The sequence below is a fragment of the uncultured Desulfovibrio sp. genome (assembly GCF_902477725.1).
GTDB lineage: Bacteria > Desulfobacterota > Desulfovibrionia > Desulfovibrionales > Desulfovibrionaceae > Desulfovibrio.
In genome coordinates, this window is the sequence record NZ_CABSIF010000005.1 from 256,018 (window position 1) to 276,185 (window position 20,168).

Here is a 20,168-nt window from a genome sequence, read left to right on the forward strand (position 1 = left end):
CATGCAAAAGAAGCAGCAAAATGCTGCCAGGAACACGTCTTAAACTATACCGGGGACATCATGACAAACCATTCGCCTGTTTTCAGCATCGCCAGTGTTATGAGGGTTACAGCGATGTTTGCACTCACCTTGATCCTGTACGCCCCGGTCAGCCCCGCCGCGCAACAGCCAAAGGAATTTCCCGATGCCGCTGCGGTAGAAAACATTGCCGCGCAAGGTTTTGTTTATGGCCTGCCCATAGTGATGCACTACGCCGTCACCTACGAATACTCCGTTGACACCAAGTCCCCGCAGTACAAAGCGCCCTTCAACGCCCTGCGCAACGGGGCGCGGGTGTTCACCTACAAGGATACCGTGGTCATCACGCCCAACAGCGACACGCCCTACTCCTTTGCCTGTCTTGACCTCAGGGCCGAACCGGTGGTCATTACCGTGCCGAAGGATACGGACGGGCGGTATTTCAGTGTGCAGCTTGTGGACGCCAATACTTTCAACTTTGGCTACATAGGCAGCAGAACAACGGGCAACGGCGGGGGCAGCTATCTTGTGGCAGGGCCGGAATGGAAGGGCGCAGCACCTGCGGGCATGCGCGTGTTCCGCTCCAACGCGCAGTTTGCCATGGCCCTGTTCCGCACCCAGATGTTCAACCCCGCAGATATTGAAAATGTGCTGAAATTCCAGACAGGCTACGCCGTAAAACCCCTCTCGGCCTTTTTGGGCCAAACGCCGCCCCCGGCGCTTCCCATGCCGCCCTTCCCCAACATCGGGCAGGATTTTGTAAAGCCGGAATTTTTTGATTATCTGGCCTTTGCGCTGCAATTTGCCCCGGCCGGGCCGGAAGAAGTCGCTATCCGCGCCCAGCTTGCCAGTATTGGCGTGATCGCAGGCAAACCCTTTGTATTTGATGCCCTGCCCAAGGATACGCAGGCAGCACTGCTGCGCGGTCTGCAAAAAGGCGCTGGCATGGTCGATGCCTCCATCACAAGGCCGGGGCTTCGCGTGAACGGCTGGAAGATGCGTTCTCCCTTTGGCAACAGGGAGTTCTTTAACGGGGACTGGCTGATGCGGGCGGCCGGGGCCAAGGCGGGCATTTACGGCAATGATGCCGAAGAAGCCGTGTACCCCATGACCAAAACGCTGGCTGACGGCAGCCCTCTTGACGGAAGCAAGCACAAGTACCGCATGACCATTCCCGCCGGGCAATACCCTCCGGCCAAGGCTTTCTGGTCTGTGACCATGTACGACGGCAATACCCAGTTGCTCATAAAAAATCCCATTGACCGCTACCTGATCAATTCGCCCATGCTGCCGGACATGAAAAAAAATCCCGATGGCTCGCTTACCATCCTGATCCAGCGCGATTCCCCTGGCAAAGCGTTCGAAAGCAACTGGCTGCCCGCGCCGGACGGCCCGATCTTTCTTGTAATGCGCCTGTATTGGCCTGAAACCGAAGGGCTCTCCGTGCTGCCGCTGGGCAAGGGAACCTGGCAGCCCCCCAAGGTGGAAATGAACGACTAAGCACGCAGTGCAAAAGGCTCATATGACTTTTCATTTCACAGTGCGCCCTGCAATCTGGGCGGTCTGCGTTGCTGCCATCTGGCTGGCCCTGATGGCAGCAGCGCAGACCGCAAGGGCCGAGAACTACGGCTGGTTTTCACTGGAAGCGCCCCAGGGCTGGCAGGCCGAAGCCCCGTCAACCCTGGCCGGAGCGTGGGTGCTTGCGCTCACCGGGCCGGAAGAGGCCGTCCATGTGCGCATCATGGTGGGCAAAACCGCAGGGCCGCCGGATGCGGCTGACGTGGCAGGATTGCTGCGCGCCGCCGCCGGAGTGCGGGAGCCTCTACGCAGGGCTGATGCCCAGTATGTTTTCAGAGGAAAAGACGCGCTGGGAGTGGACACGGCCTGTATTGTGGGAGCGGATCAACAGGCAGGCGTATACATGGCCGTGCTGTGCAGTGGCGACGTTGACCGGGCAGAAGACCTGCTGGCCGCGCTGCGCGGGGGATCAAACCCCGCAATGCTGCCCCTGCGGCATGCCGTGCGCGGCAGCATTGAACCCCGTTTTCTGCCCGTAGCGCAATAAACGGCACGGGGCAGGCCGGGGTAAAAGACAAAAAATTACTGTTGCAGCACTGGCTTGCGGCTGCGCTGTATGGGCTTGCCCAGCCCCATGCCTTCTGTGGAGCGCAGCACCTCTGCGGCCCTGGCCTCATCGCCGCGCAGCAGCACCAGCACCACATAGAGTTTACCCGAGCGCTCCATCTTTGTACGCATTCCCCGGCCCTCCAGACGCTGACGCAAAGAGTCCACAGCGTCCGCATCCTTGAATGCTCCCACCTGAAATACATAATCGTACATTCCAGAGGTCTGCGGTCTTGCAATGCCGACTTGAGCCGCCTGCTGCCCTGCCGCGCTACCTTGCACACCACCTTGCTGTGCTGGCGCAACCCCGGCCTGAGCCACGCCTGCAGGTTTGGGCTGCACTGGCGTCATGGGCGGCAAGGGTTTGAGCGGGGCATCACCCGTGGCGGCATCGTTACGCAGCACTCTGGCAAAACGCAGTTCCTCGGCGGCCAGCACTTTTTGTTTGGGTTCGCTTGCTCCCGCATCCGCGCTGGAGGCTTGATCGCCGTCCACGGCATGCGGGTCATCGTCCGGCGTGGTCGCGGATGAAGGGGCGCTTGCCGCAGACGAGCCCGACCTGACCGCAGTGGGTTGCGGGTGGGCCTTCCAGTAAGCCCTGCCGCTCATAACCCCGCCAAGGTATGCCAACACCACTGCCGCCACCACCAGAAAGCCTGCCGCCAGCAAGGACGAAGGGCGCAGGCACAGGCATTTTTTATCATTTGCCTGATCGGATGAAGGCTGACGGGTAGCAGGAGGCATGGAATCTCCGGATGTTGGGGTTTGCTGCGATAATCGTGCGCAGGGAGGGACAGAAAGAACGTCGGCGCGGGCAACCATATCAATGCATGGCGCTGGCGTAAAGTACGCCGGTAATCTGCACGACAGATCATTGCAAACACTGCCCTATATAGTCTTTTGCAACCAGAGCTTCCGTGGCCGCTTGCGGGCCTGCCCTGCGCTCTGCTATCATGCTGGCACAAGTTACAAACATGGAGTACGCCATGACCAAGGATGTATGGTTTCTTCGCATATACGCGGCCATCTGTCTTGTGCTGGCCGGAGCGATCATTGCTGGCGCGGCCTCTGCCGCCCATATAGCAAAACCCGGCCCTGAACCGCAAATCCTCACCATCATCAACGCCACAGGCGAGGATATTCTGAGCATGGGCTTTCAGACTGGCCGCAGTATGCATTTTGTGCGGTTCGACATGCCTCCCGCCGGGCGGGACGACATTGAAAACCCCGGCGCGGTCACCAACCTGCGCGTGGACACAGGCCTTGCCCTGTGGATTTTCAAAGATGTGCCGCTGGCCAAGGCGCAAAGCGTGACCCTGCGCATGAGCGAAAAACCCGTGCTGGAACTCGCCATTTCCAAGGGAGAACAGCAACGCCTGACCGGCGAAGCGCAAAGCCTGCTGCCGGGGCCGGATGCTGGCCCGGTCTGCGCGCTTGACCGTTTTCGCCCCGGTATGCCCATGAAGGACGTTTGCACTCTGCTGAGCGCCACGCCGCAACGTGACGACAACGATGCCGTGCTTGCCAGCCTTGGCTTTGCGGGTATGGTCTGGGCCGCGCGGCTCGAGCCTGCCCAGCGCGGGGAAAAGCCTTCAAGCAAGACTCCCCTTGTGCTTGACCACATGGAACTGCGCCGCAAGCTGGATCAGGAAACCCTGGACAAACTGCTGAGCGCCCTTTACGAGCAAAAATACAGCCCATGGCAGGCTGAATTGCCGGGGCTGGATATCAACTTTACCCAAATGCCGTCCATGGATCTGAACAAGCAAAAGGACATGCTGCGGCAGGTGCTTGAGTATTTCATGTCTGCCAGCAAGGGCGAAGCCACCATCATGCTCGCTCCCACAGAAATGCTGCCCAAGCTTGCGGATGCCGATGCCCCGAGCAGCGATGTGCAGCTGTTCACCATCACCCTGCGCCCGGCTTCAAAAAATCTTGTGGTGGATGTTGCCGCCTATCAGGAAAGCGAAGAATCAAGATAAATTACCGATAGAATATTCCAGAGCCTGTCAGCGGACGGTCTGAACGTAAAAAGGCATCCTCAGCCAAGAGCCGGGGATGCCTTTTTGAATTTTCTGTGTCAGGCCGGGGCTGTTTAAAGCCTGCCTTCCTTCTTGGCGGCGCGCATGTTCCGCAGCCAGTTGTACCAGCCTTCAAGGCCATCGCCTTTGCGGCAGGAAACCTCAAAGATATCCAGATCTTTATTGAGCTTTGTGGCAAAATTGCGGGCGCGCGCAAGGTCAAAATCCACGTAGGGCAGCAGGTCGACCTTGTTGAGCACCATTGCCTTGGCAAGGTTGAACAGCAGGGGGTACTTTTCCGGCTTGTCGTCACCTTCGGCAACGCTCAACAGGGCGACCTTGGCGTCTTCGCCGCAATCAAATTCCACAGGGCACACAAGGTTGCCCACGTTTTCAATAAAAAGGATATCCACGCCGGTGAGGTCAAGGCTTTCCAGCGAGGTAAGGATCATGTTGCTGTCGAGGTGACAGCCGCCGTCTGTATTGATCTGCACGGCCTGCGCGCCTGTGGCGGCAACGCGGCGGGCATCGTTATCTGTCTGGAGGTCGCCTTCCACCACCGCCATGCGGAATTCTCCGGCCAGATCGCTCAGGGTGCGTTCCAGCAGGGTGGTTTTACCCGCGCCAGGCGAGCTGATGAGATTCAGCGACAATATTCCCTTTTCGGTAAGCAGCCGACGCACGTTATCGGCCATTTTTTCGTTGGCTTCCAATACATTGCGAACCACAGGAATTTGCATTCAATTCTCCTTGCTTGCCGTCGGTACGGCGTGGTCATGAGCCAGAAAGATAAGAAAAGGCAAAGACGGCAGTGAAAGGAGCAAACCGGCCCCCTGGAGAGCCAGAGGGCAAAAGGGTTAGCTGGCTTCCAGACGGTTGAGATAGAGTTCCCTGCCCTGCTCAACCACATGTCCGAACTGCTCGCCGCAATCGGGACACGGCAGCCAGAGAGCATCCTGCCCCTCCCCGCCAAAAACTTTACCGCATGCGGAGCAGCGCAGCCGTAGCGGAAGCTCGGTAAGCTCCAGGCGCGCGCCTTCGTGCGGGGTACCCTGCACCATGACTTCAAAGCAGAATTGCAGCGACTCGGGCACAACACCAGAAAGCGAACCGTACGTGACGTTCACAACTTCCAGACGAGTGCAGCCCTGACGGGCTATTTCATCCTCAGCCATCTGCAACAGGCTTTGTGCTATGGACATTTCGTGCATGGGGTTATGCTAGCCCAAAGACCCGGCCCCGTAAAGGCCAGAAGCGAATCTTGCTATTCGACGCAAATAATGTACATTTTGCACATGCGTCGCTCAAAATTTTCTGGCGTCTTCTCATTCTCTGCCGACTGGACAGAGAGCCGCAGCAAAACGCACTACTTCGTCTGGGAGCTTCCAGACGGAGCCTTTGCGGTGCAGGAACTCAACGCCGCGTTCCAGCCTGTGACAGAAGTGGAGCGCATAAACGCAAAAACCTTTTCCCAGTCATTCAAGGCAGAGCATAATATTTTGGCTATGCCGGTGATTACGCCGGATCTCAGCCATTTTGAATCTGCCCCGCCCGCGCCAGCCCCCCAACAACCGGATGCTGCGGCAGCACAACCTGCCCGCAAGGCTGGAGCACCCAAAGCCAAAGCTGGGAGTACGCCGCTCCAGACGCTTTCAAAGGCCAAACTGCCCGAATCGGTGGAAGTGGCCCCCGAGCTGCCCGACATGGGGCTTATTCCCTTTCCTTCCCGTACCGCCACCGGCGTCACCGCTGTTCACTATGACGAAGGCCCAGCGCCAGCTGCCGCTGCCGCGCCCAAGAGGGCCTACGACCTTGAAGCCGCCCGCAAGGCCAAGATGGTGGAGTCAAAGCTGCGGGAGACTTTTCGCCAGACATTGCTGCGCCTCAAACGCCCGCGCGAGCGCAAGGCAGCACTGCTTGCCCTTGAGCAGTTGGCGCAGACCAAGGACGGCATCATACCCGCCCACAAGCATATGTTCCGTGATTTTGGCGTACGTCTGCGCCAGAATTCCCAGCCCGACCTCGCCCTGCTTTTTTCACGCAAGGCAGTGGAACTGGCCCCCGAGGACGATCACGCCCACTTCAACCTGGCGCGCATTCTCTGTTCGCTTGGCCTGTATGACGAAGCCGCCACCCACATCGGCACGGCTTTGAGCATGTCCAGCGGAGAGCCTCTCTACTTCAAGCTGTTGGAACACATCCGCGAACTCAAACGGACGCGCAGCGCTGGCAAGCCCACGCCCCAGCGCTGAGCCGCTGTTCCAACCCAAGTCATTGGCAGGAGCCTTTTGGCATGAACAAAGTAATTCTCGGTCTTCTTGTGGCAGTGTGTGTTCTGGGCATGGCGCTTATCATGCTCAATGAACGCATGCGCAAGCCTGAACCAGCAAACCCCGCAGGCATTATCGCGCCTGTCACCTCCCCGGATGCGGCCCCGCCCGCCGATGCTGGCAACCAGTCCGCCACGTCTCCTTCCCTGCATCTGCCCCCGCAGACCCCGAGCGGCATTCCTGATCTCAACGCCAGCGGCGAAGCCCCGGCCCGCGCGCCCATCCCCAGCCTGAAGCCGGAGGAAAAGAGCGCCCCGACAAGCAATGTAGCCGCTGCCGAACCCCAGCCAGCCGTTGCCAAACCAGTGGTGCAGCCCAAGCCTGTGACCCCTGTCACGGAAAAAACAGCACCAGCGGCAGAACCCGCGAAGGAGAAAGCCGCCAAGGCCGCGCCGCAGCACAAGAACATCACCAAGTTTGTGGTTCTTGCGCGCGACAAGGGCGCAACAGTGCGCCTCGTGGGTGCTGCGCCCATTGTCTACAAAAATATGCAACTCAGCGGCCCTGAACGTCTGGTTATTGACCTGGACGGCAAGTGGCAGGTCAAGGCGCCCGGCGTACCCAAGAACCCTGCGGTGACCAACGTGCGCATTGGCAAGAGCGATGACAAAACACGCATTGTCATTGACCTGACGGGCAAGATTCAGCCCAAGTTCACGCTTTCAAAAGATGGTCACACCCTGGACATCCGCCTGGATCATTAGGGCATGACCGGGTGGCCCACGCCGCCCCGACACCATCATTTGCAAACAGAAAAGTCGGCTGTTGTTCAACAACAGCCGACTTTTTATTTCCATCCCCTGTCAGGCGTACTAGCAAACGACAGGCCAACGGCAGGCGCAGGGCCTCAGCTTTCCATTTCCTTGCCGCGCGCGTTGGCGGCCAGCACGGATTCCACCAGCAGACCTGCAAGGCCTGCGCGGTCAAGCACGTTCACGCCCGCGATGGTCACTCCGCCGGGGGAGCAGACATCGTCACGCAACTGCATGATGGGCGAGGTGCTCTGCTCGGCCATTTTGGCGCATCCGCCAAAAAGGGCCGTGACCATCTCGCGCGATTCCTTGTGCTGAAAACCAAGTGTAACGCCAGCCTGCACCAGCCCCTGCATCATGGCAAACACATAGGCAGGCCCTGCTCCGATAAGAGCTGTGAACGCTGTGAACTTGCTTTCCGGCAGTTCCACGCACACGCCCAACGCGCCGAACAAAGCCTGAATGTCGGCCTTGCTGGTTTCGGGCAGATCAGGATCGTCAAAGCAGAGGGCGAACACGCCCATACCCACAAGGGCCGGGGTATTGGGCATGCAGCGCACCACTGGGCAACGCCCTTCAACCGCCTCGGTGAGGCGCTGGAGGCTCACGCCCGCAGCAACGGAAACCAGGGTTTTCCCGGCTGTCAGCCCTGGGCGCATCTGCGCAAGCACCTCTGCCGCCTGATAGGGTTTAACGCCCAGCACCAGCACGTCGGCGGCCTGCGCCACAGCCCGGGGGCTTTCCATCACGCGCACGCCAAGCTCTTCAAGCGGGCGCATGCGTGCAGCGGTTCTGTTGAAACCGCACAGTTCGTAGCCGCCCTTGCGGGCAAGCCCGGCCATGATGGCCCCGCCCATGTTGCCGCATCCGACACAGCCGATTTTGAGCGCCATAATATTACTCCGTGATTTCCAGTCCGCTGAAGAAGTAGCCTATTTCAAAAGCCGCGGTTTCAGCGGCGTCCGAGCCGTGAACAGCATTGGCTTCCAGGCTTTGGCCATACTTGTGACGCAGGGTGCCGGGCTCTGCCTGAGCCGGATTGGTGGCCCCCATGAGGGCGCGCCAGCGGGGCACCGCGTCTTCGCCGCGCAATACAACGCAAACCACCGGGCCGGAAGACATGTAGTCGGTCAGGCTGTCAAAAAAGGGGCGCTCGCTGTGGACGGCATAAAAGCCCGCAGCCTGGGCCTTGGAAAGGCGCAAACGCTTGAGAGCCACTATTTTGAGGCCGGAAGCTTCCATGGCAGCCAGAATTTCCCCGGTCAGATTGCGCGAAACTGCGTCAGGCTTGATAATGGCGAAAGTGGATTGCATGCTTACTCCTTTTCCATGTTGTTGTTAGCAGGATACGAACGCGCCGCAACGGCGGCTCCATCCTGGGCCAGTTTCCAGAGTATGCGCCGCAAGGGCACCACCGCCACGCCGTCCTTGTCCTGCCAGTCGCGCAGAGCGCGCAGGGTTTCAGGATAAGGATGGCCAATGGCCACAGCCATGCCTTGAGCACGGGCGCGGGCTGCCGCCGCGTCCAGCGCAGACAGAATGGCCGCAGTGTCGCGGCGCGTATCCAGAAAAACATCGCGTGCAAGGCTGACCAGCCCCGCTTCTCTGGCTGCAAGTGCCAGATGGGGGTCTGGGCGCGTCACACTGTCGAGCACGGCGAGCCCTCGCCCGCCAAGCATACTGCACAGTGCTCTGCACAACGAAATATCACCAGTAAAAGCTGACCCCATGTGGTTGTTGAGGCCAACAACCGAGGGTAAAATCCGCAGATTTTCCTCAAGCACCGTCTGCAGCTCCTGCGCGCTCATACTGGTGAGCAGCGCTCCGGGGCCAGGGTCCGGCCTGCCATGCATGGCCCGTGGCAGGGCCTCCATGGGCTGGTGCAAGAGGCAATCAAGCCGCCGGGATGCCGCAATCACGGCGGTTTCCTGCGCATGAGGCGACCTGGGCCAGATGGCCAGAGTCACCGGGAATGGCAGCGAGGAAAGAGCTTCTGCGGATTCGAGCTTCTGGCCCATGTCATCAATGACAATAGCCAGGGTCTCCGGCGGCAGAGGTTGTGCCAAATCTGAAAGCTGCCCCTCCCGACCAGGGAAGTTAACAACATAGTATACCAGATGATTGAGTAGGACTTCAAGGGTTCCTTGTGGCGTCCAGCGCACCTCGGCGCGCACTCCTGCCCTTTCCAGAACAGGATTTTGATCGCGCAGCCCCTGAAGCAGAGCCAGCCCAAGACGCAGCGGCGCGCATGGGCCGCTGACGATGAACTGCCGCAGATCCGCCGTGCCTGCAGATGTAGCGGCATATGCCGCCTGCCCGGCGGAAGTGGTGGAAATGGGAGGAATGGTTGCCCCGGAGGGCAATTGCGAAGTTTCGACAGGCAAATTTTCTTGCAAAGGAAGCTGCTGCCACTGCGCCTGAGGCAAGGCCAGCGGGAGCGTGCGCGCAAGCAGCGCGTCCACACATTCCAGAGCCAGCGCCCTGTCAAAACCCGGCCCACTGGCATGTGCACCTGCGGATTTGTGGGCAACAGCAAAGGGCAAAGCCGCGCCTGACGCAGTCGACTGCTTCTGGGCCGGGGCTTCCAGTTGCCAATAAACCCAGCAGGATATGGCCAAGCTACATAAAAGCCACAGCAAGCCGCCCACGGCAAGCTGTGCAGACGCAGACAGCCCCCCGGCGAACCGCAAGGGCCCGGCCAGAAGGCTGTCTGATAACTTTGTGTCGCGCAAAGGCAACACCCTGTTTATTCCTGCCCGCCCGCCTTACGCGGTTACGGGGTTAATTCCTGATTTCCCGCATCTTGGGGAGGCTCTTGACCATTTGCAGGGCCATGCGCAACTGGTTGTCGCGCGCGAGCTGTTCGGCGGCATCTTCCTTGCCGTTCTTGGCCTTGGAAGATTTTTTGTCCTTGCCGTTTTCAATATGACGGTTCAGATCCTGCTCGCGCACCATAAGACGGGAGTTATCCTTGTCGTCCGTGCGGGGGGCTTCAAACGGCACTTCCACATCAGGCACAACGCCTTCGGCCTGAATGGAGCTGCCGTTGGGCGTGTAGTACAGGGCAACCGTAAGTTTGAGGCCGGAGCCGTCAGAGAGCGGAATAATATTCTGCACTGATCCCTTGCCGAAAGAACGTTCGCCCACAGTGAGGGCGCGCTTCTGGTCGCGCAGAGCGCCAGCCACGATTTCAGAGGCGGAGGCGGAACCAGCGTTGATCAGCACAACCATGGGGGCGTGGATATCGTCGCCCTGCTTTTTGGCTTCGTACACGCGGTCGGTATTGTCGCGCCGTCCCTTGATGGAAACGATGACGCCCTTGTCGAGGAACGTGTCAGAAACACTTACAGCCTGATCAAGCAGCCCGCCGGGGTTGTTGCGCAGATCAAGCACAATGCCCTTGATGCCGCCGGAATTCTTGGTTTCCTTTTCTGCCGCCTTAAGGGCGTCGCGCAGCTCTTCTGTGGTGCGCTCAGAAAAACGCGTGAGGCGAATCCAGTAATACCCGTCCTCGAGCTTCTTGGACTTCACGCTGATAAGCGGAATGGCATCGCGCACAAGGCGGACAGTCTGCGGGGCCTTGGCATCGCTGTGCAGGATGGCAAGCTCCACCTCCGAGCCCTTGGGGCCACGGATGCGGGAAACAACTTCCTGCAACGAGAGTTCCTGTGCGGGCTGCCCGTTGATGGACAGAATAATATCGCCAGATTTGAGCCCGGCCCGGTAGGCGGGGGTGTCCTCAATGGGAGTCACCACCGTAACCTGACCGTTCTCCATGGAAATTTCTATGCCAATACCAAAGAATTCGCCGGAAGTGGTCTCCTGCATTTCTTTGTATTCTTCGGCGTTCATAAAGGTGGAGTGCGGGTCAAGGCCCTGAAGCATGCCTTTGACTGCGCCATTGATAAGGTCGCCCTGCGTCACATCACGCACGTAATAACGCTCCACCAGATCAAGAACCTGGCTGAAGCGCTTGAGCGCATCAAACTTACTGGGGGCTTCCTTGGACGTTTCCTTTTTTTCGGCGCACTGGGGAGTGCCCGGCAGGGCGACCATGCCGCCCACAGCAAGCAGAAGCACAAGAAGGCTAAGACGGACAAGAAGACGCATAACAACGATCTCCACGCGGACGTAATGAACGAAGACAGCGCCGCAAGCCCAAAAAGCCGCAACGCAGGGGGTGCTGCAACGCCAGCCAATGGAGGGGCCGCGCACCAGCCGGATAGTGCCCCTTTTCGAGCTAAATTGCAAATCAAAAAGGCGCGTTTTGCGCCTTGCAGGCCACTCCGCAAAGGTGCGGACGCTCACATTTCCGCAAGCGCCGAAACACTGCCCCACTCTCCATGCAACATGCGCCGGAGAAACTGCTGCATCAACATATCAGTTTGCTCCGGCGCATATCGAGCGCATCGAGACATGCCAGACCTTCAGGCAGAACGGCTATTGCCAGCCTGCGTCAAGCCCGTTTATGCGAATTTTATCCGCAATGTGCCGCCATGCGCCGCAAAGGCAGAGCTAGTCTTCAACCTTGAAGAAAGCAGCCGCGCCGCCGCCGCACACAGGACATGCATCGCAGGGGCCTTCGTGGGTATAGCCGCAAACCTTGCACACGTAATAATCGGTGGCGGGCAGAGCGGCGGGATTTTCCAGAGCCTTTTTGTAGAGCTTGGCGTGAATTTCTTCCACCTGATTGGCAAAGTCAAAATACTTGGCAACTGCGCTCTGGCCTTCGGCCTGGGCCTGCTTGATCATGTCGGGATACATGGTGGTGAATTCATAGGTTTCACCTTCGATGGCCGACTTGAGGTTGGCCATGGTGTTGCCGATTTTGCCAGCATTCTTGAGGTGGGCATGAGCGTGAACGGTTTCAGCAGCCGCAGCAGCGCGGAACAGCTTGGCAACCTGATGCATGCCTTCCTTGTCGGCAGCGACAGCAAAGGCAAGGTACTTGCGGTTGGCCTGGGATTCGCCGGCAAAGGCCGCCATCAAATTTTCTTGTGTGGTGCTCATTGGTATTCTCCTCAATGAAGTTGGTATTTTTATCAGGAACAATTCCTAATTAAAGAATTCTTGCTGCCTTGTAAAGCAGTTTTTTACAAAAAATTATTTTTACAGGCCCGCCCTTTAGCCCTTGATACCGTTGCGCAGAACGCTGTGACAAGCTAAAAGGAACCTATGAACGCCCAAGAAATCATATCCCATTTCGGCATGCGGCCCCACCCCGAAGGGGGGTTCTATCACCGCACATACGAAGCTCCGCAAATTCTTACGGCGGATGAAATGCCCTGTGGTTTTATAGGGCCAAGACCCGTATCTACAGCCATTCTTTTTCTGCTTGAGCAGGGGCAATATTCGCGTTTGCACCGCATCCGGCAGGATGAACTGTGGCATTTCCACCTTGGCGGCCCCTTGCGCCTGGCCTGTATTGATACCCACGGGCAACCGCGCGAAGTGATTCTTGGCCCGAATATTATGGCGGGGCAACACGTGCAGTTTACCATTCCCGGCGGCTGCTGGTTTGGCGCAACGCCTGCGCCAGGCAGCGAGTTTGCGCTTGTGGGCTGCACGGTTTCACCGGGCTTTGACATGGAAGACCTGCGCCTCGGTCAGCCGGAAGAGCTGACCCTGCGCTACCCCAATGCAAAAGACTGCATACGCGAATTCTGCCCACCTCTGAACGACGCCCAGCGCGCCGCCTGTAGAAGATGCGGTGACGACGAATGACGCGCTATGCCGTGCCTGATGTTGCGCCCCAACACCCGCACAGCACAGAAATCGTTATCCGCCGCAGCCGCTTTCTGGCCCAGTGCGCCCATACGCCGGATGCGGCAACAGCGCGGGCCTTTGTGGAACAGGTACGCCGCCAGCACGCCGATGCAACGCATAACTGCTGGGCATATGCCGCTGGCGCGCCGGGGAACACGGCGCAGATCGGCTCGTCTGACGATGGAGAACCTCACGGCACAGCTGGCAGGCCCATGCTGCAAATTGTGCTGCACAGCGGCATCGGCGAATTGTGCGTAGTGGTGAGCCGCTGGTTTGGCGGCGTCAAGCTTGGCACCGGCGGCCTTGTGCGGGCCTATCAGGACAGTGTACGCGAAAATCTGGCCGACCTGCCCGTGAGGCAGCGAGTGCCGGAAACCAGTTTGCAGCTTACGGTTGCCTACGCACACCTTGATGCCCTGCGCCGCATGTTGCCAACCTACGAAGCCCGCCTTGAAAGTGAAGACTATCAGGCTGAGGCCAGATTGCAACTGCGATTGCCCGCCGAACACGTGGAGGCCTTTCAGGTTGCGCTGGCGGGCGTGAGCAATGGCGCGGCCCTGTGCAGTGAGCTTACGGACGGCGACACCGCCTGAGACAAAATTTATGTGCGTTCAAAGCCCATCGACATATGCCGGTGGGCTTTTTGTTTTGCAGTGCTGACTTTGAACAATACTCGGCCCCCAGAAAAACAGTCAGGGCCGCCGGATTTCTCCAGCGGCCCTGACGGATATTCATTGCACGGGGTGCGAGTTAGACGCCCTTGGCCTTAAGCTCTTCAAGAAAGCCTTCCGGCACTTCAAAACCCAGAGCCTGCGCCTTTTTGGCGGATTCTGCGGCATCGGCGTACTGTTCCATTTCAAACTGCGCCAACGCCAGATTGTTCCAGGCCGGGGCAAAACCGGGCTGCAGCTTGATCACTTCCTTGCAGGCCGTTTCGCAAGCCGCAAAGTCGCCCTTCATATAATAGGCGGTGGAAAGCGCATTCCGGGCCTGCACAAAATTGGGATCCCACTTGAGGGCCTTGTTCAGGGCCGTGATGGCCTTGTCGGGCTCGCCGCGTTGCAGGTGCACAAAGGCAATGTTGCCCCACGGCACCGGGAATTTGGCGCGGCAGTTGGCGGCTTCCTCATTATAGCGCAGGCAGCCGTCGAGATCGCCGCGTTCAAGGCAAATGCCGCCAAGCTGCACGTAGGCTTCCGCCAGATGCGGCGAATTGCGCACCGCGTTCAGCAGGGCTTCTTCAGCAGCCACAAAGTCGCGCTTGGTCAGCAGGGCCAGACCAAGATTGTAGTAATGGGTAGCGCACTGCTCGTTCTGGGCGATTTCCGCCTTCAGATCGGCAATGTATTCATCCAGGTCATCGTAGCGAGCTTTCATGCTATGTGCCCCTCTTTTTTCAAAAGATCATAGTACCATCGGCAAAAATCAAAAATGCCCATGTACTTTTCGTCCTTATTGACCACGCCGAGGGCGCATTCGGTAGCGCCCTTGCTGTAGGCCTTGCCATACGGCCCTTTTTGGGCCGCGTCTTTCAGAAATTCGTTGACCAGCTGCTGCGTGGTGCGCTTGGACACATCTGTCCGCATATCAAGCGGCTCATTGGGCTTCTGGAAAGGATCCCAGTTTTCATAGCCGATGCGGTCCACAAATTTACGACGGCGCGGATTCATGCGCTCATAAATTTCGCGCTTGAGACCTTCCTGCTCATCCGTAAGCTGCTGCGGCGTTCCATCGCGAAAGACGGTGGCGGGAATGCTGCCGTACATTTCAAACTCCTTTCACGCCCGATCAGGCCTCTTCTTTCTTGGCCGGGCCAATACCCAGATAGGCCTCATCGTAGCGGGTTAGCAGAGCCATGGACAAAGGCACATACACGTCGTGCAGTTCTTTAAAGCGGCTCTGCACTGTTGTGGCCACATCCCTGCTCAGGTCTTCAAGCCTGTTCTGGATCTTGTCCATATGGATGGTGGGGTATGGCTTGCCCTTTTCAAAGGCGGAAAAACCGCACACATGCCCCTGCCCGGCAATGGCCGTGGGCACGCCGTACACGCGGCAGGTAATGGGCCGGGCGTGGTACAGCAGGCATTGGTTATTATCATCCAGCAGAGGGCAGCGCAGCTTGATCTGAGCAGCGCGTTCCATGATGGCCTCGGGGCTTTCGCCGTCTTTTTCCGCCCGGTACAGCTCGCGCTTGATGCGCGTGGCGCGGCGGTCCAGATCAGAAGCGCGCTCAAGAATGGCGGAGCGCTGCGGCCCGTAACCAAAGGCGGCCTCAAATGCCTTGTTGATGTACATGGCTTCAACAAGGGAAAGATCAAAAAGCGCGTGGCAACAATCGCTACAGCCTTCCTTGCAGACTACGCACTGGGGAAAGGCCCCGCGCACCCTGCCGAAAAGGTCGTCAACTTCGGCCCGCAATGTTTCATAGCGGGTAAAAATAGAGCTCAGATCAGGGATCATGGTTATCCTGCGGTAGTGCGGAAGACATGAGGGAGAACAGGCGATTTCACACAGAAATCGCCCTGGCGGCTGCGTGAGCAGACGTCCGCCACAGAGGCGTGAGCGCGGTTTGTATGCGCTGATAAGCGCCTTAGCGGGCGTCTTGAAACTTTAAGAATGCACATTCTCAAAGTCAGGATGCTCTGGCGTCAAAGCGGCCTGTGCCTTATGAAAATGCCGCCTGGCGCGTGCGCGCCGGGCGGCACAATGAAAACTCGGCAGAATCAGCAAGGGAATGCCGCTTGGGCACCCCTGCAATTCCTAGTTTTCTTCAACGGTGATAGCGCTGACTTCGCAAACTTCCACACAGGATTCGCAGCCCAGGCATTCTTCGGCGTTCACGGCTTCGGACTTGCCGTCCTTGATTTCGTAAACTTCAACGGGGCACACGTCCACGCATTCGCCACAGCCCACGCACTTGTCAACGTCAACATTAACATTATAACCCATGGTGTCCTCCAAATTTGCATTGACTTGCTTGATTTTTCAAGCGGCTAAATTCCGCTTGTGCAATGGATAGCTTTAGGCATCCACCCTGTCAAGTGTCGGCTGGAAAATAGCCAACCGTGCAACAACTACAGGAATATCAAGCCCCGCTCCAGTGCAGGCGGAAAAGTTTTTTAAAAAATATTTTGCCTCAACAACTGGTTACAAAACGCCTATGAGCCTTATGGCACAAGACGCGCGTAATAGCCTTTGCCGTTGCGCACAACCTGCAACAAAATCTGCCCGGACATGCGCTCTCTTCTGAAAGCCTGTAAAAAATCTTCCATGGTTCTGGTTTCGGCAGCGCCCACCGCTGTTATGTGGTCGCCCTGACGCAAAAAAGATGCCGGGCCGTCTGCCCTGGCCTGCCGCACCACCACGCCCTGCGCAGTTTGCGCTGCGCTGAATCCCCAGCGACGCTCCAGCAGGGCGCGGGCCTCCACATCGCCAAAGGGTTCGGGGGTAGCCTCGATCTTCAACTGCCCGCCCTCACGCAGCAGTTGCAGCCGCAAGGGGGTTCCGGCTGTCTGGTTGCGCAAAATATCCAGATAATCGCGCCTGTCGCGCACAGGTGAAGAATTTATGGTTTCAAGTATGTCACCGGGCGCTATGCCCACCTTGGCAGCGGGAGAACCGGGAAACACCGCCGTAACCAGCACGCCGCCGGCATCTTTGAGGCCCAGGGCCATGGCCGTTTGCCCGTCCACATCCTGCAAATCAAGGCCCAGCCAGAGCGGGGCCACGCGGCCTGCGCTCATGAGGTCGTGCATGACGCGGCGGGCCTTGTTGATGGGGATTGCAAAACCGATGCCCTCGGCGCGTGCATCCACGGCCGTATTGATGCCTATGAGCACCCCCTCGATGTTCAGCAGCGGGCCGCCGCTGTTGCCGGGGTTAATGGCCGCGTCAGTCTGCACAAGGTCGGTGAACGCGCCGTCCTTGTTGCGGATAGTGCGCCCAAGGGCAGAAACCACGCCCGTGGTGACGGTATGGTTGAAACCAAAGGGATTGCCGATGGCGATGACGGTCTCGCCCGGCATGATGTCGCCTGAATCGCCGAGCTTTACGGCAGGCAGCTTTGACGCTCCCTTGATCTGGAGCACGGCAATGTCAAAATCCGGGTCAGCCCCTTTGACGGCGGCGGGAAATTCCCTGCCGTCCAGCAGATGCACCATGACTTCGTCCCCACCCGCGATAACATGCGCGTTGGTGAGCACAAGGCCTTTTTCTCCGTCTACAATGACGCCAGAACCAAGGCTGACGCGCTTTTGCCGCACTTTACGCCCGCCGGGCATATCAAAACCCGGCAAGCCGGGAAAGCCCGGTCCGAAAAACTGCTCAAGGGGCGAAAGCCGCTGCCCTTCAACAATATGTGTGCTCGTTATGTTCACAACCGCCGGGGCAACTGCCTGCACGGCGCGCACCACAGGGGTCATGCGGGGGCTGTCCGCCGCCACGGCCCCAGCCCGAGAAGGTGTGCACAGCAGCAGCGCCGCTGCCAGCATCAAAAAAAACAGGCGCAGGGCAAAACTTCCCTCAACTGCCGCCTCTTCTACCCGTCTGCGGCGCGAACTCCCACGGCAAGGCAGATTTTTTTGTATATAGATGGGTCTGATTTTCATATAAATTCCTTACCTCGTCGCTAACATAAGCACGTTGACGCGATCGTAAAGGCCCCCAAATGGATTTACTCCGCACAGCGGCGAGCCGTCCCGTCTTGCGCACGCCCCTTGTTAAGGATAAATAAGCGGCATGAAAACCACTCAATCCGACCTGTTGGAATTGATTTTGCCCGGCCTGCGCATTGCGCCCCTTCTTCAGAAAGACCTGGACGATGCCCAGGCTCATCTGGATGACCTCACCAAACCGCAGGGCAGCCTTGGCCGCCTCGAAGACCTCGCCCAGAGGCTCTACGCCATGAGCGGCGGGCAAGCGCCCATCAGCGTCAGCCCTGCCATCATGCTTACTGTTGCTGGCGACCACGGCGTTGCCGATCAGGGCGTTTCGCCTTTTCCCAAGGCCGTGACGCGCCAGATGGTGCAAAACTTTTTCAACAACGGCGCGGCGGTCAATGTTCTGTGCAAGACCTCGGGCATGGATCTGCGCGTGGTGGACGCAGGCTGCGATGGCGGCCCCTATGAGCCGCACTCCATCCTCATTGAGCGCCGTCTGGGCGACGGCACCGCAGATATGAGCCAGGGCCCGGCCATGAGCCGCGAAACATGCCTCAAGGGGCTGCGCATGGGCGTGGAACTGGCGCACCAGCTTGCGAATAATGGCTACCGCTGCCTCGGCGTGGGCGAAATGGGCATTGCCAACAGCACGGCAGGCACGGCCCTGTACTGCGCCTTGCTGCACTTTGACCCCGAGCAGATGACCGGCCCCGGCGCTGGCGCGGACCCCGACATGGTGCGCCACAAGACCGAAATCGTGCGCCGCGCGCTGGCAGTCAATGCTTCCATGCTGGAAGGCGACGACCCCATCAATATTCTGGCCGCCTTGGGCGGATTTGAAATTGTTCTCATGGCCGGGCTGATGCTTGGCGCAGCCTCGTGCCGCCTGCCCGTGCTGGTTGACGGCTTTATATGCAGCGCGGCCTATGTGGCGGGCCTGCACATCTGCCCCCAGCTTGCCGACTACGCCGTGCTTTCCCACGCCTCGGCAGAGCCGGGCCACGTACGCGCGCTCTCCAAGCTGACCGGCGGCGAAACCCGCAACAATCCGCTGCTGCACCTGAGCATGCGCCTTGGCGAAGGAACGGGCGGCGCTGTGGCCTATAACCTGCTGCGTTGCGCTGCCTCCGTGTACAACGACATGGCGACTTTCAGCTCCGCAGGCGTGACGGGCAAAACATGCTGAATCAGCTTGCGCCGGACCAGTCTTCCGCATCCGCCCTGCTGCGGCTGGAGGATGTCTCACGGGTGTTTGACATCCGGCGAGGGCTGTTCGGCGAAAGGCGCTCTTTGGTTGCCGTAGACGGCGTTAGCCTGAGCCTCGCCAAGGGCGCAAGCCTTGGTCTGGTGGGCGAATCCGGCTGCGGCAAATCCACCCTCGGGCGTCTGGCCTGCGGGTTGCTGGCCCCTTCTCAGGGGCAGGTGCTGCTTGATGGCCGCTTCCTGCCCCCCGCCGGGGCGGACAGTTGGGCCGCCGGGCGCATCCAGATGATTTTTCAGGATCCTTTTTCGTCCCTCAATCCCCGGCTCACTGTGGGCAATTCTGTGGCGGAGCCGCTGGCGGCGCGCGGCGTCTCCCGCGAGGAACGCCATGCACAGGCCGAGGCCATGCTGGCTACCGTGGGGCTTGAAGGCACGGGCCGCCGCTATCCGCACGAGTTTTCCGGGGGGCAGCGACAGCGCATTGCCGTGGCGCGGGCGCTCATCACCCGGCCAGATGTGGTTGTGTGCGACGAACCTGTTTCCGCACTCGATGCCTCGGTGCAGGCGCAGGCGCTCAACCTCCTGCGCGAAGTGCAGGAGCAGTTCGGGCCAGCCTATCTTTTCATTTCGCACGATCTGGCGGTGGTGGGATTTCTGTGCCGCCATATCCTGGTCATGTATCTGGGGCAGATTGTGGAAGAAGGCCCCACTGATGCCATCTTTGACGGTGCGGCGCACCCGTATACGCAGGCTCTCATGGCTGCCATGCCCACCGGGAGCCGCCGGGGCGAACCCATTGCCGCGCTGGAAGGCGAGCTGCCAAGCCCCTTGGCTCCGCCCGCCGGATGCCGCTTTCACCCGCGTTGCCCCAAGGCAAAGGACATTTGCCGCAAGGAAGCGCCGCAATGGAAGGATATGGGTGATGGGTGGCGCGTGAGGTGTTGGGAGGCGTAATTTCGCTTTATGCGCCTTCCCGGCGCGGGTTGATTAGCATTGTTGCCCTTCGGGCACGAGGTTCCGCCCTCCGGCGGAGTTTCGGACGCCTGTACGGCGTGCGATTTCGCCTCCCCGGCGAGGGATGCTCCTTTGGTTCTTGCTGCCCTGCGGGCACGGCGTTTTCGCCATCCGGCGAAGTTGGGACGCCTGTGCGGCGCGCAGCAAGGCGGGGCCGGTTATGGGGCTGTGCCCGCCAATCTGATGCCAAACCCGCAACGCGGTGTTTGGGCCGCCATCGGCGGTATGGCCGCCGGGCGGAAAGGCACGGATATCAGTCGCTGACGGCGCGGCAAAGCCGCG

Annotated in this window: 22 protein-coding genes; 9 read left to right on the top strand and 13 right to left on the bottom strand. The window is 59.3% G+C overall.

Annotated features, from left to right (window positions below; genetic code table 11):
- Positions 1-60 precede the first annotated feature (60 nt).
- The gene (locus RDK48_RS06445) at positions 61-1,518 is read left to right on the top strand and encodes a DUF1254 domain-containing protein (RefSeq protein ID WP_298996339.1); all 1,458 of its coding nucleotides are present in this window, start codon (positions 61-63) and stop codon (positions 1,516-1,518) included.
- A 22-nt stretch (positions 1,519-1,540) separates the two neighbouring features.
- Positions 1,541-2,083, top strand: coding sequence for a hypothetical protein (locus RDK48_RS06450; RefSeq protein ID WP_298996337.1), 543 nt, complete (start codon positions 1,541-1,543; stop codon positions 2,081-2,083).
- A 35-nt stretch (positions 2,084-2,118) separates the two neighbouring features.
- Here RDK48_RS06450 and RDK48_RS06455 read toward each other — a convergent pair whose 3' ends face one another.
- Positions 2,119-2,886: an SPOR domain-containing protein gene (locus RDK48_RS06455; protein ID WP_298996335.1), complete on the bottom strand. Its 768-nt coding sequence runs from the start codon at positions 2,884-2,886 to the stop codon at positions 2,119-2,121.
- A 242-nt stretch (positions 2,887-3,128) separates the two neighbouring features.
- Between RDK48_RS06455 and RDK48_RS06460 the strand changes: the two genes are divergently transcribed.
- Positions 3,129-4,124 carry a peptidoglycan glycosyltransferase gene (locus tag RDK48_RS06460; protein WP_298996333.1) on the top strand — a complete coding sequence of 332 codons (996 nt, stop codon included), beginning with the start codon at positions 3,129-3,131 and terminating at the stop codon, positions 4,122-4,124.
- A gap of 113 nt (positions 4,125-4,237) precedes the next feature.
- On the opposite strand, the gene hypB is transcribed toward RDK48_RS06460, so the two are convergent.
- Positions 4,238-4,903, bottom strand: a complete 666-nt coding sequence (hypB, locus tag RDK48_RS06465) for a hydrogenase nickel incorporation protein HypB (protein WP_298996331.1) — start codon at positions 4,901-4,903, stop codon at positions 4,238-4,240.
- Between the two features lie 117 nt (positions 4,904-5,020).
- Positions 5,021-5,374, bottom strand: a complete 354-nt coding sequence (locus RDK48_RS06470) for a hydrogenase maturation nickel metallochaperone HypA (protein ID WP_022658078.1) — start codon at positions 5,372-5,374, stop codon at positions 5,021-5,023.
- An 84-nt stretch (positions 5,375-5,458) separates the two neighbouring features.
- On the opposite strand from RDK48_RS06470, the gene RDK48_RS06475 reads away from it, so the two are divergent.
- Together RDK48_RS06475 and RDK48_RS06480 are read left to right on the top strand one after the other, a co-directional pair.
- Positions 5,459-6,415, top strand: a complete 957-nt coding sequence (locus tag RDK48_RS06475; protein ID WP_298996328.1) for a tetratricopeptide repeat protein — start codon at positions 5,459-5,461, stop codon at positions 6,413-6,415.
- Between the two features lie 41 nt (positions 6,416-6,456).
- Positions 6,457-7,197, top strand: a complete 741-nt coding sequence (locus RDK48_RS06480; protein ID WP_298996327.1) for an AMIN domain-containing protein — start codon at positions 6,457-6,459, stop codon at positions 7,195-7,197.
- Positions 7,198-7,340: 143 nt separating this feature from the next.
- Here RDK48_RS06480 and proC read toward each other — a convergent pair whose 3' ends face one another.
- The 5 genes from proC to RDK48_RS06505 all read right to left on the bottom strand — a co-directional run bounded on the left by proC (position 7,341) and on the right by RDK48_RS06505 (position 12,255).
- Positions 7,341-8,138, bottom strand: coding sequence for a pyrroline-5-carboxylate reductase (proC, locus tag RDK48_RS06485; RefSeq protein WP_298996325.1), 798 nt, complete (start codon positions 8,136-8,138; stop codon positions 7,341-7,343).
- Positions 8,139-8,142: 4 nt separating this feature from the next.
- On the bottom strand, positions 8,143-8,559 hold the full coding sequence (ndk, locus tag RDK48_RS06490; protein WP_192112524.1) for a nucleoside-diphosphate kinase: 417 nt from the start codon (positions 8,557-8,559) through the stop codon (positions 8,143-8,145).
- 2 nt (positions 8,560-8,561) lie between these two features.
- Complete coding sequence (locus tag RDK48_RS06495) at positions 8,562-9,788, bottom strand: divergent polysaccharide deacetylase family protein (protein WP_298996323.1); 1,227 nt, start codon at positions 9,786-9,788, stop codon at positions 8,562-8,564.
- A gap of 238 nt (positions 9,789-10,026) precedes the next feature.
- On the bottom strand, positions 10,027-11,355 hold the full coding sequence (locus tag RDK48_RS06500) for a S41 family peptidase (protein WP_298996321.1): 1,329 nt from the start codon (positions 11,353-11,355) through the stop codon (positions 10,027-10,029).
- 405 nt (positions 11,356-11,760) lie between these two features.
- Entirely contained in the window at positions 11,761-12,255 is a 495-nt protein-coding gene (locus RDK48_RS06505) for a rubrerythrin family protein (RefSeq protein WP_209818839.1), read from the bottom strand.
- A gap of 165 nt (positions 12,256-12,420) precedes the next feature.
- Between RDK48_RS06505 and RDK48_RS06510 the strand changes: the two genes are divergently transcribed.
- Both RDK48_RS06510 and RDK48_RS06515 read left to right on the top strand, forming a co-directional pair.
- A complete protein-coding gene (locus tag RDK48_RS06510) occupies positions 12,421-12,969 on the top strand; it encodes a cupin domain-containing protein (protein WP_227118648.1) in 549 nt (182 codons plus the stop codon).
- Positions 12,966-13,604 carry a YigZ family protein gene (locus tag RDK48_RS06515; RefSeq protein ID WP_298996317.1) on the top strand — a complete coding sequence of 213 codons (639 nt, stop codon included), beginning with the start codon at positions 12,966-12,968 and terminating at the stop codon, positions 13,602-13,604. Before RDK48_RS06510 ends, RDK48_RS06515 begins: the two co-directional genes overlap by 4 nt.
- 157 nt (positions 13,605-13,761) lie before the next feature.
- On the opposite strand, the gene RDK48_RS06520 is transcribed toward RDK48_RS06515, so the two are convergent.
- The 5 genes from RDK48_RS06520 to RDK48_RS06540 all read right to left on the bottom strand — a co-directional run bounded on the left by RDK48_RS06520 (position 13,762) and on the right by RDK48_RS06540 (position 17,618).
- Positions 13,762-14,388, bottom strand: a complete 627-nt coding sequence (locus tag RDK48_RS06520; RefSeq protein ID WP_298996315.1) for a tetratricopeptide repeat protein — start codon at positions 14,386-14,388, stop codon at positions 13,762-13,764.
- Positions 14,385-14,777, bottom strand: coding sequence for a hypothetical protein (locus RDK48_RS06525; protein ID WP_298996314.1), 393 nt, complete (start codon positions 14,775-14,777; stop codon positions 14,385-14,387). Before RDK48_RS06525 ends, RDK48_RS06520 begins: the two co-directional genes overlap by 4 nt.
- 22 nt (positions 14,778-14,799) lie before the next feature.
- A complete protein-coding gene (locus tag RDK48_RS06530; protein ID WP_298996313.1) occupies positions 14,800-15,471 on the bottom strand; it encodes a YkgJ family cysteine cluster protein in 672 nt (223 codons plus the stop codon).
- Between the two features lie 300 nt (positions 15,472-15,771).
- Positions 15,772-15,960, bottom strand: coding sequence for a ferredoxin (locus RDK48_RS06535; protein WP_022658065.1), 189 nt, complete (start codon positions 15,958-15,960; stop codon positions 15,772-15,774).
- A gap of 218 nt (positions 15,961-16,178) precedes the next feature.
- A complete protein-coding gene (locus RDK48_RS06540) occupies positions 16,179-17,618 on the bottom strand; it encodes a trypsin-like peptidase domain-containing protein (RefSeq protein WP_298996312.1) in 1,440 nt (479 codons plus the stop codon).
- A gap of 130 nt (positions 17,619-17,748) precedes the next feature.
- Between RDK48_RS06540 and cobT the strand changes: the two genes are divergently transcribed.
- Together cobT and RDK48_RS06550 are read left to right on the top strand one after the other, a co-directional pair.
- A complete protein-coding gene (cobT, locus tag RDK48_RS06545; protein ID WP_298996311.1) occupies positions 17,749-18,855 on the top strand; it encodes a nicotinate-nucleotide--dimethylbenzimidazole phosphoribosyltransferase in 1,107 nt (368 codons plus the stop codon).
- Positions 18,849-19,826: an ABC transporter ATP-binding protein gene (locus RDK48_RS06550; protein WP_298996309.1), complete on the top strand. Its 978-nt coding sequence runs from the start codon at positions 18,849-18,851 to the stop codon at positions 19,824-19,826. Before cobT ends, RDK48_RS06550 begins: the two co-directional genes overlap by 7 nt.
- Positions 19,827-20,168 lie beyond the last annotated feature (342 nt).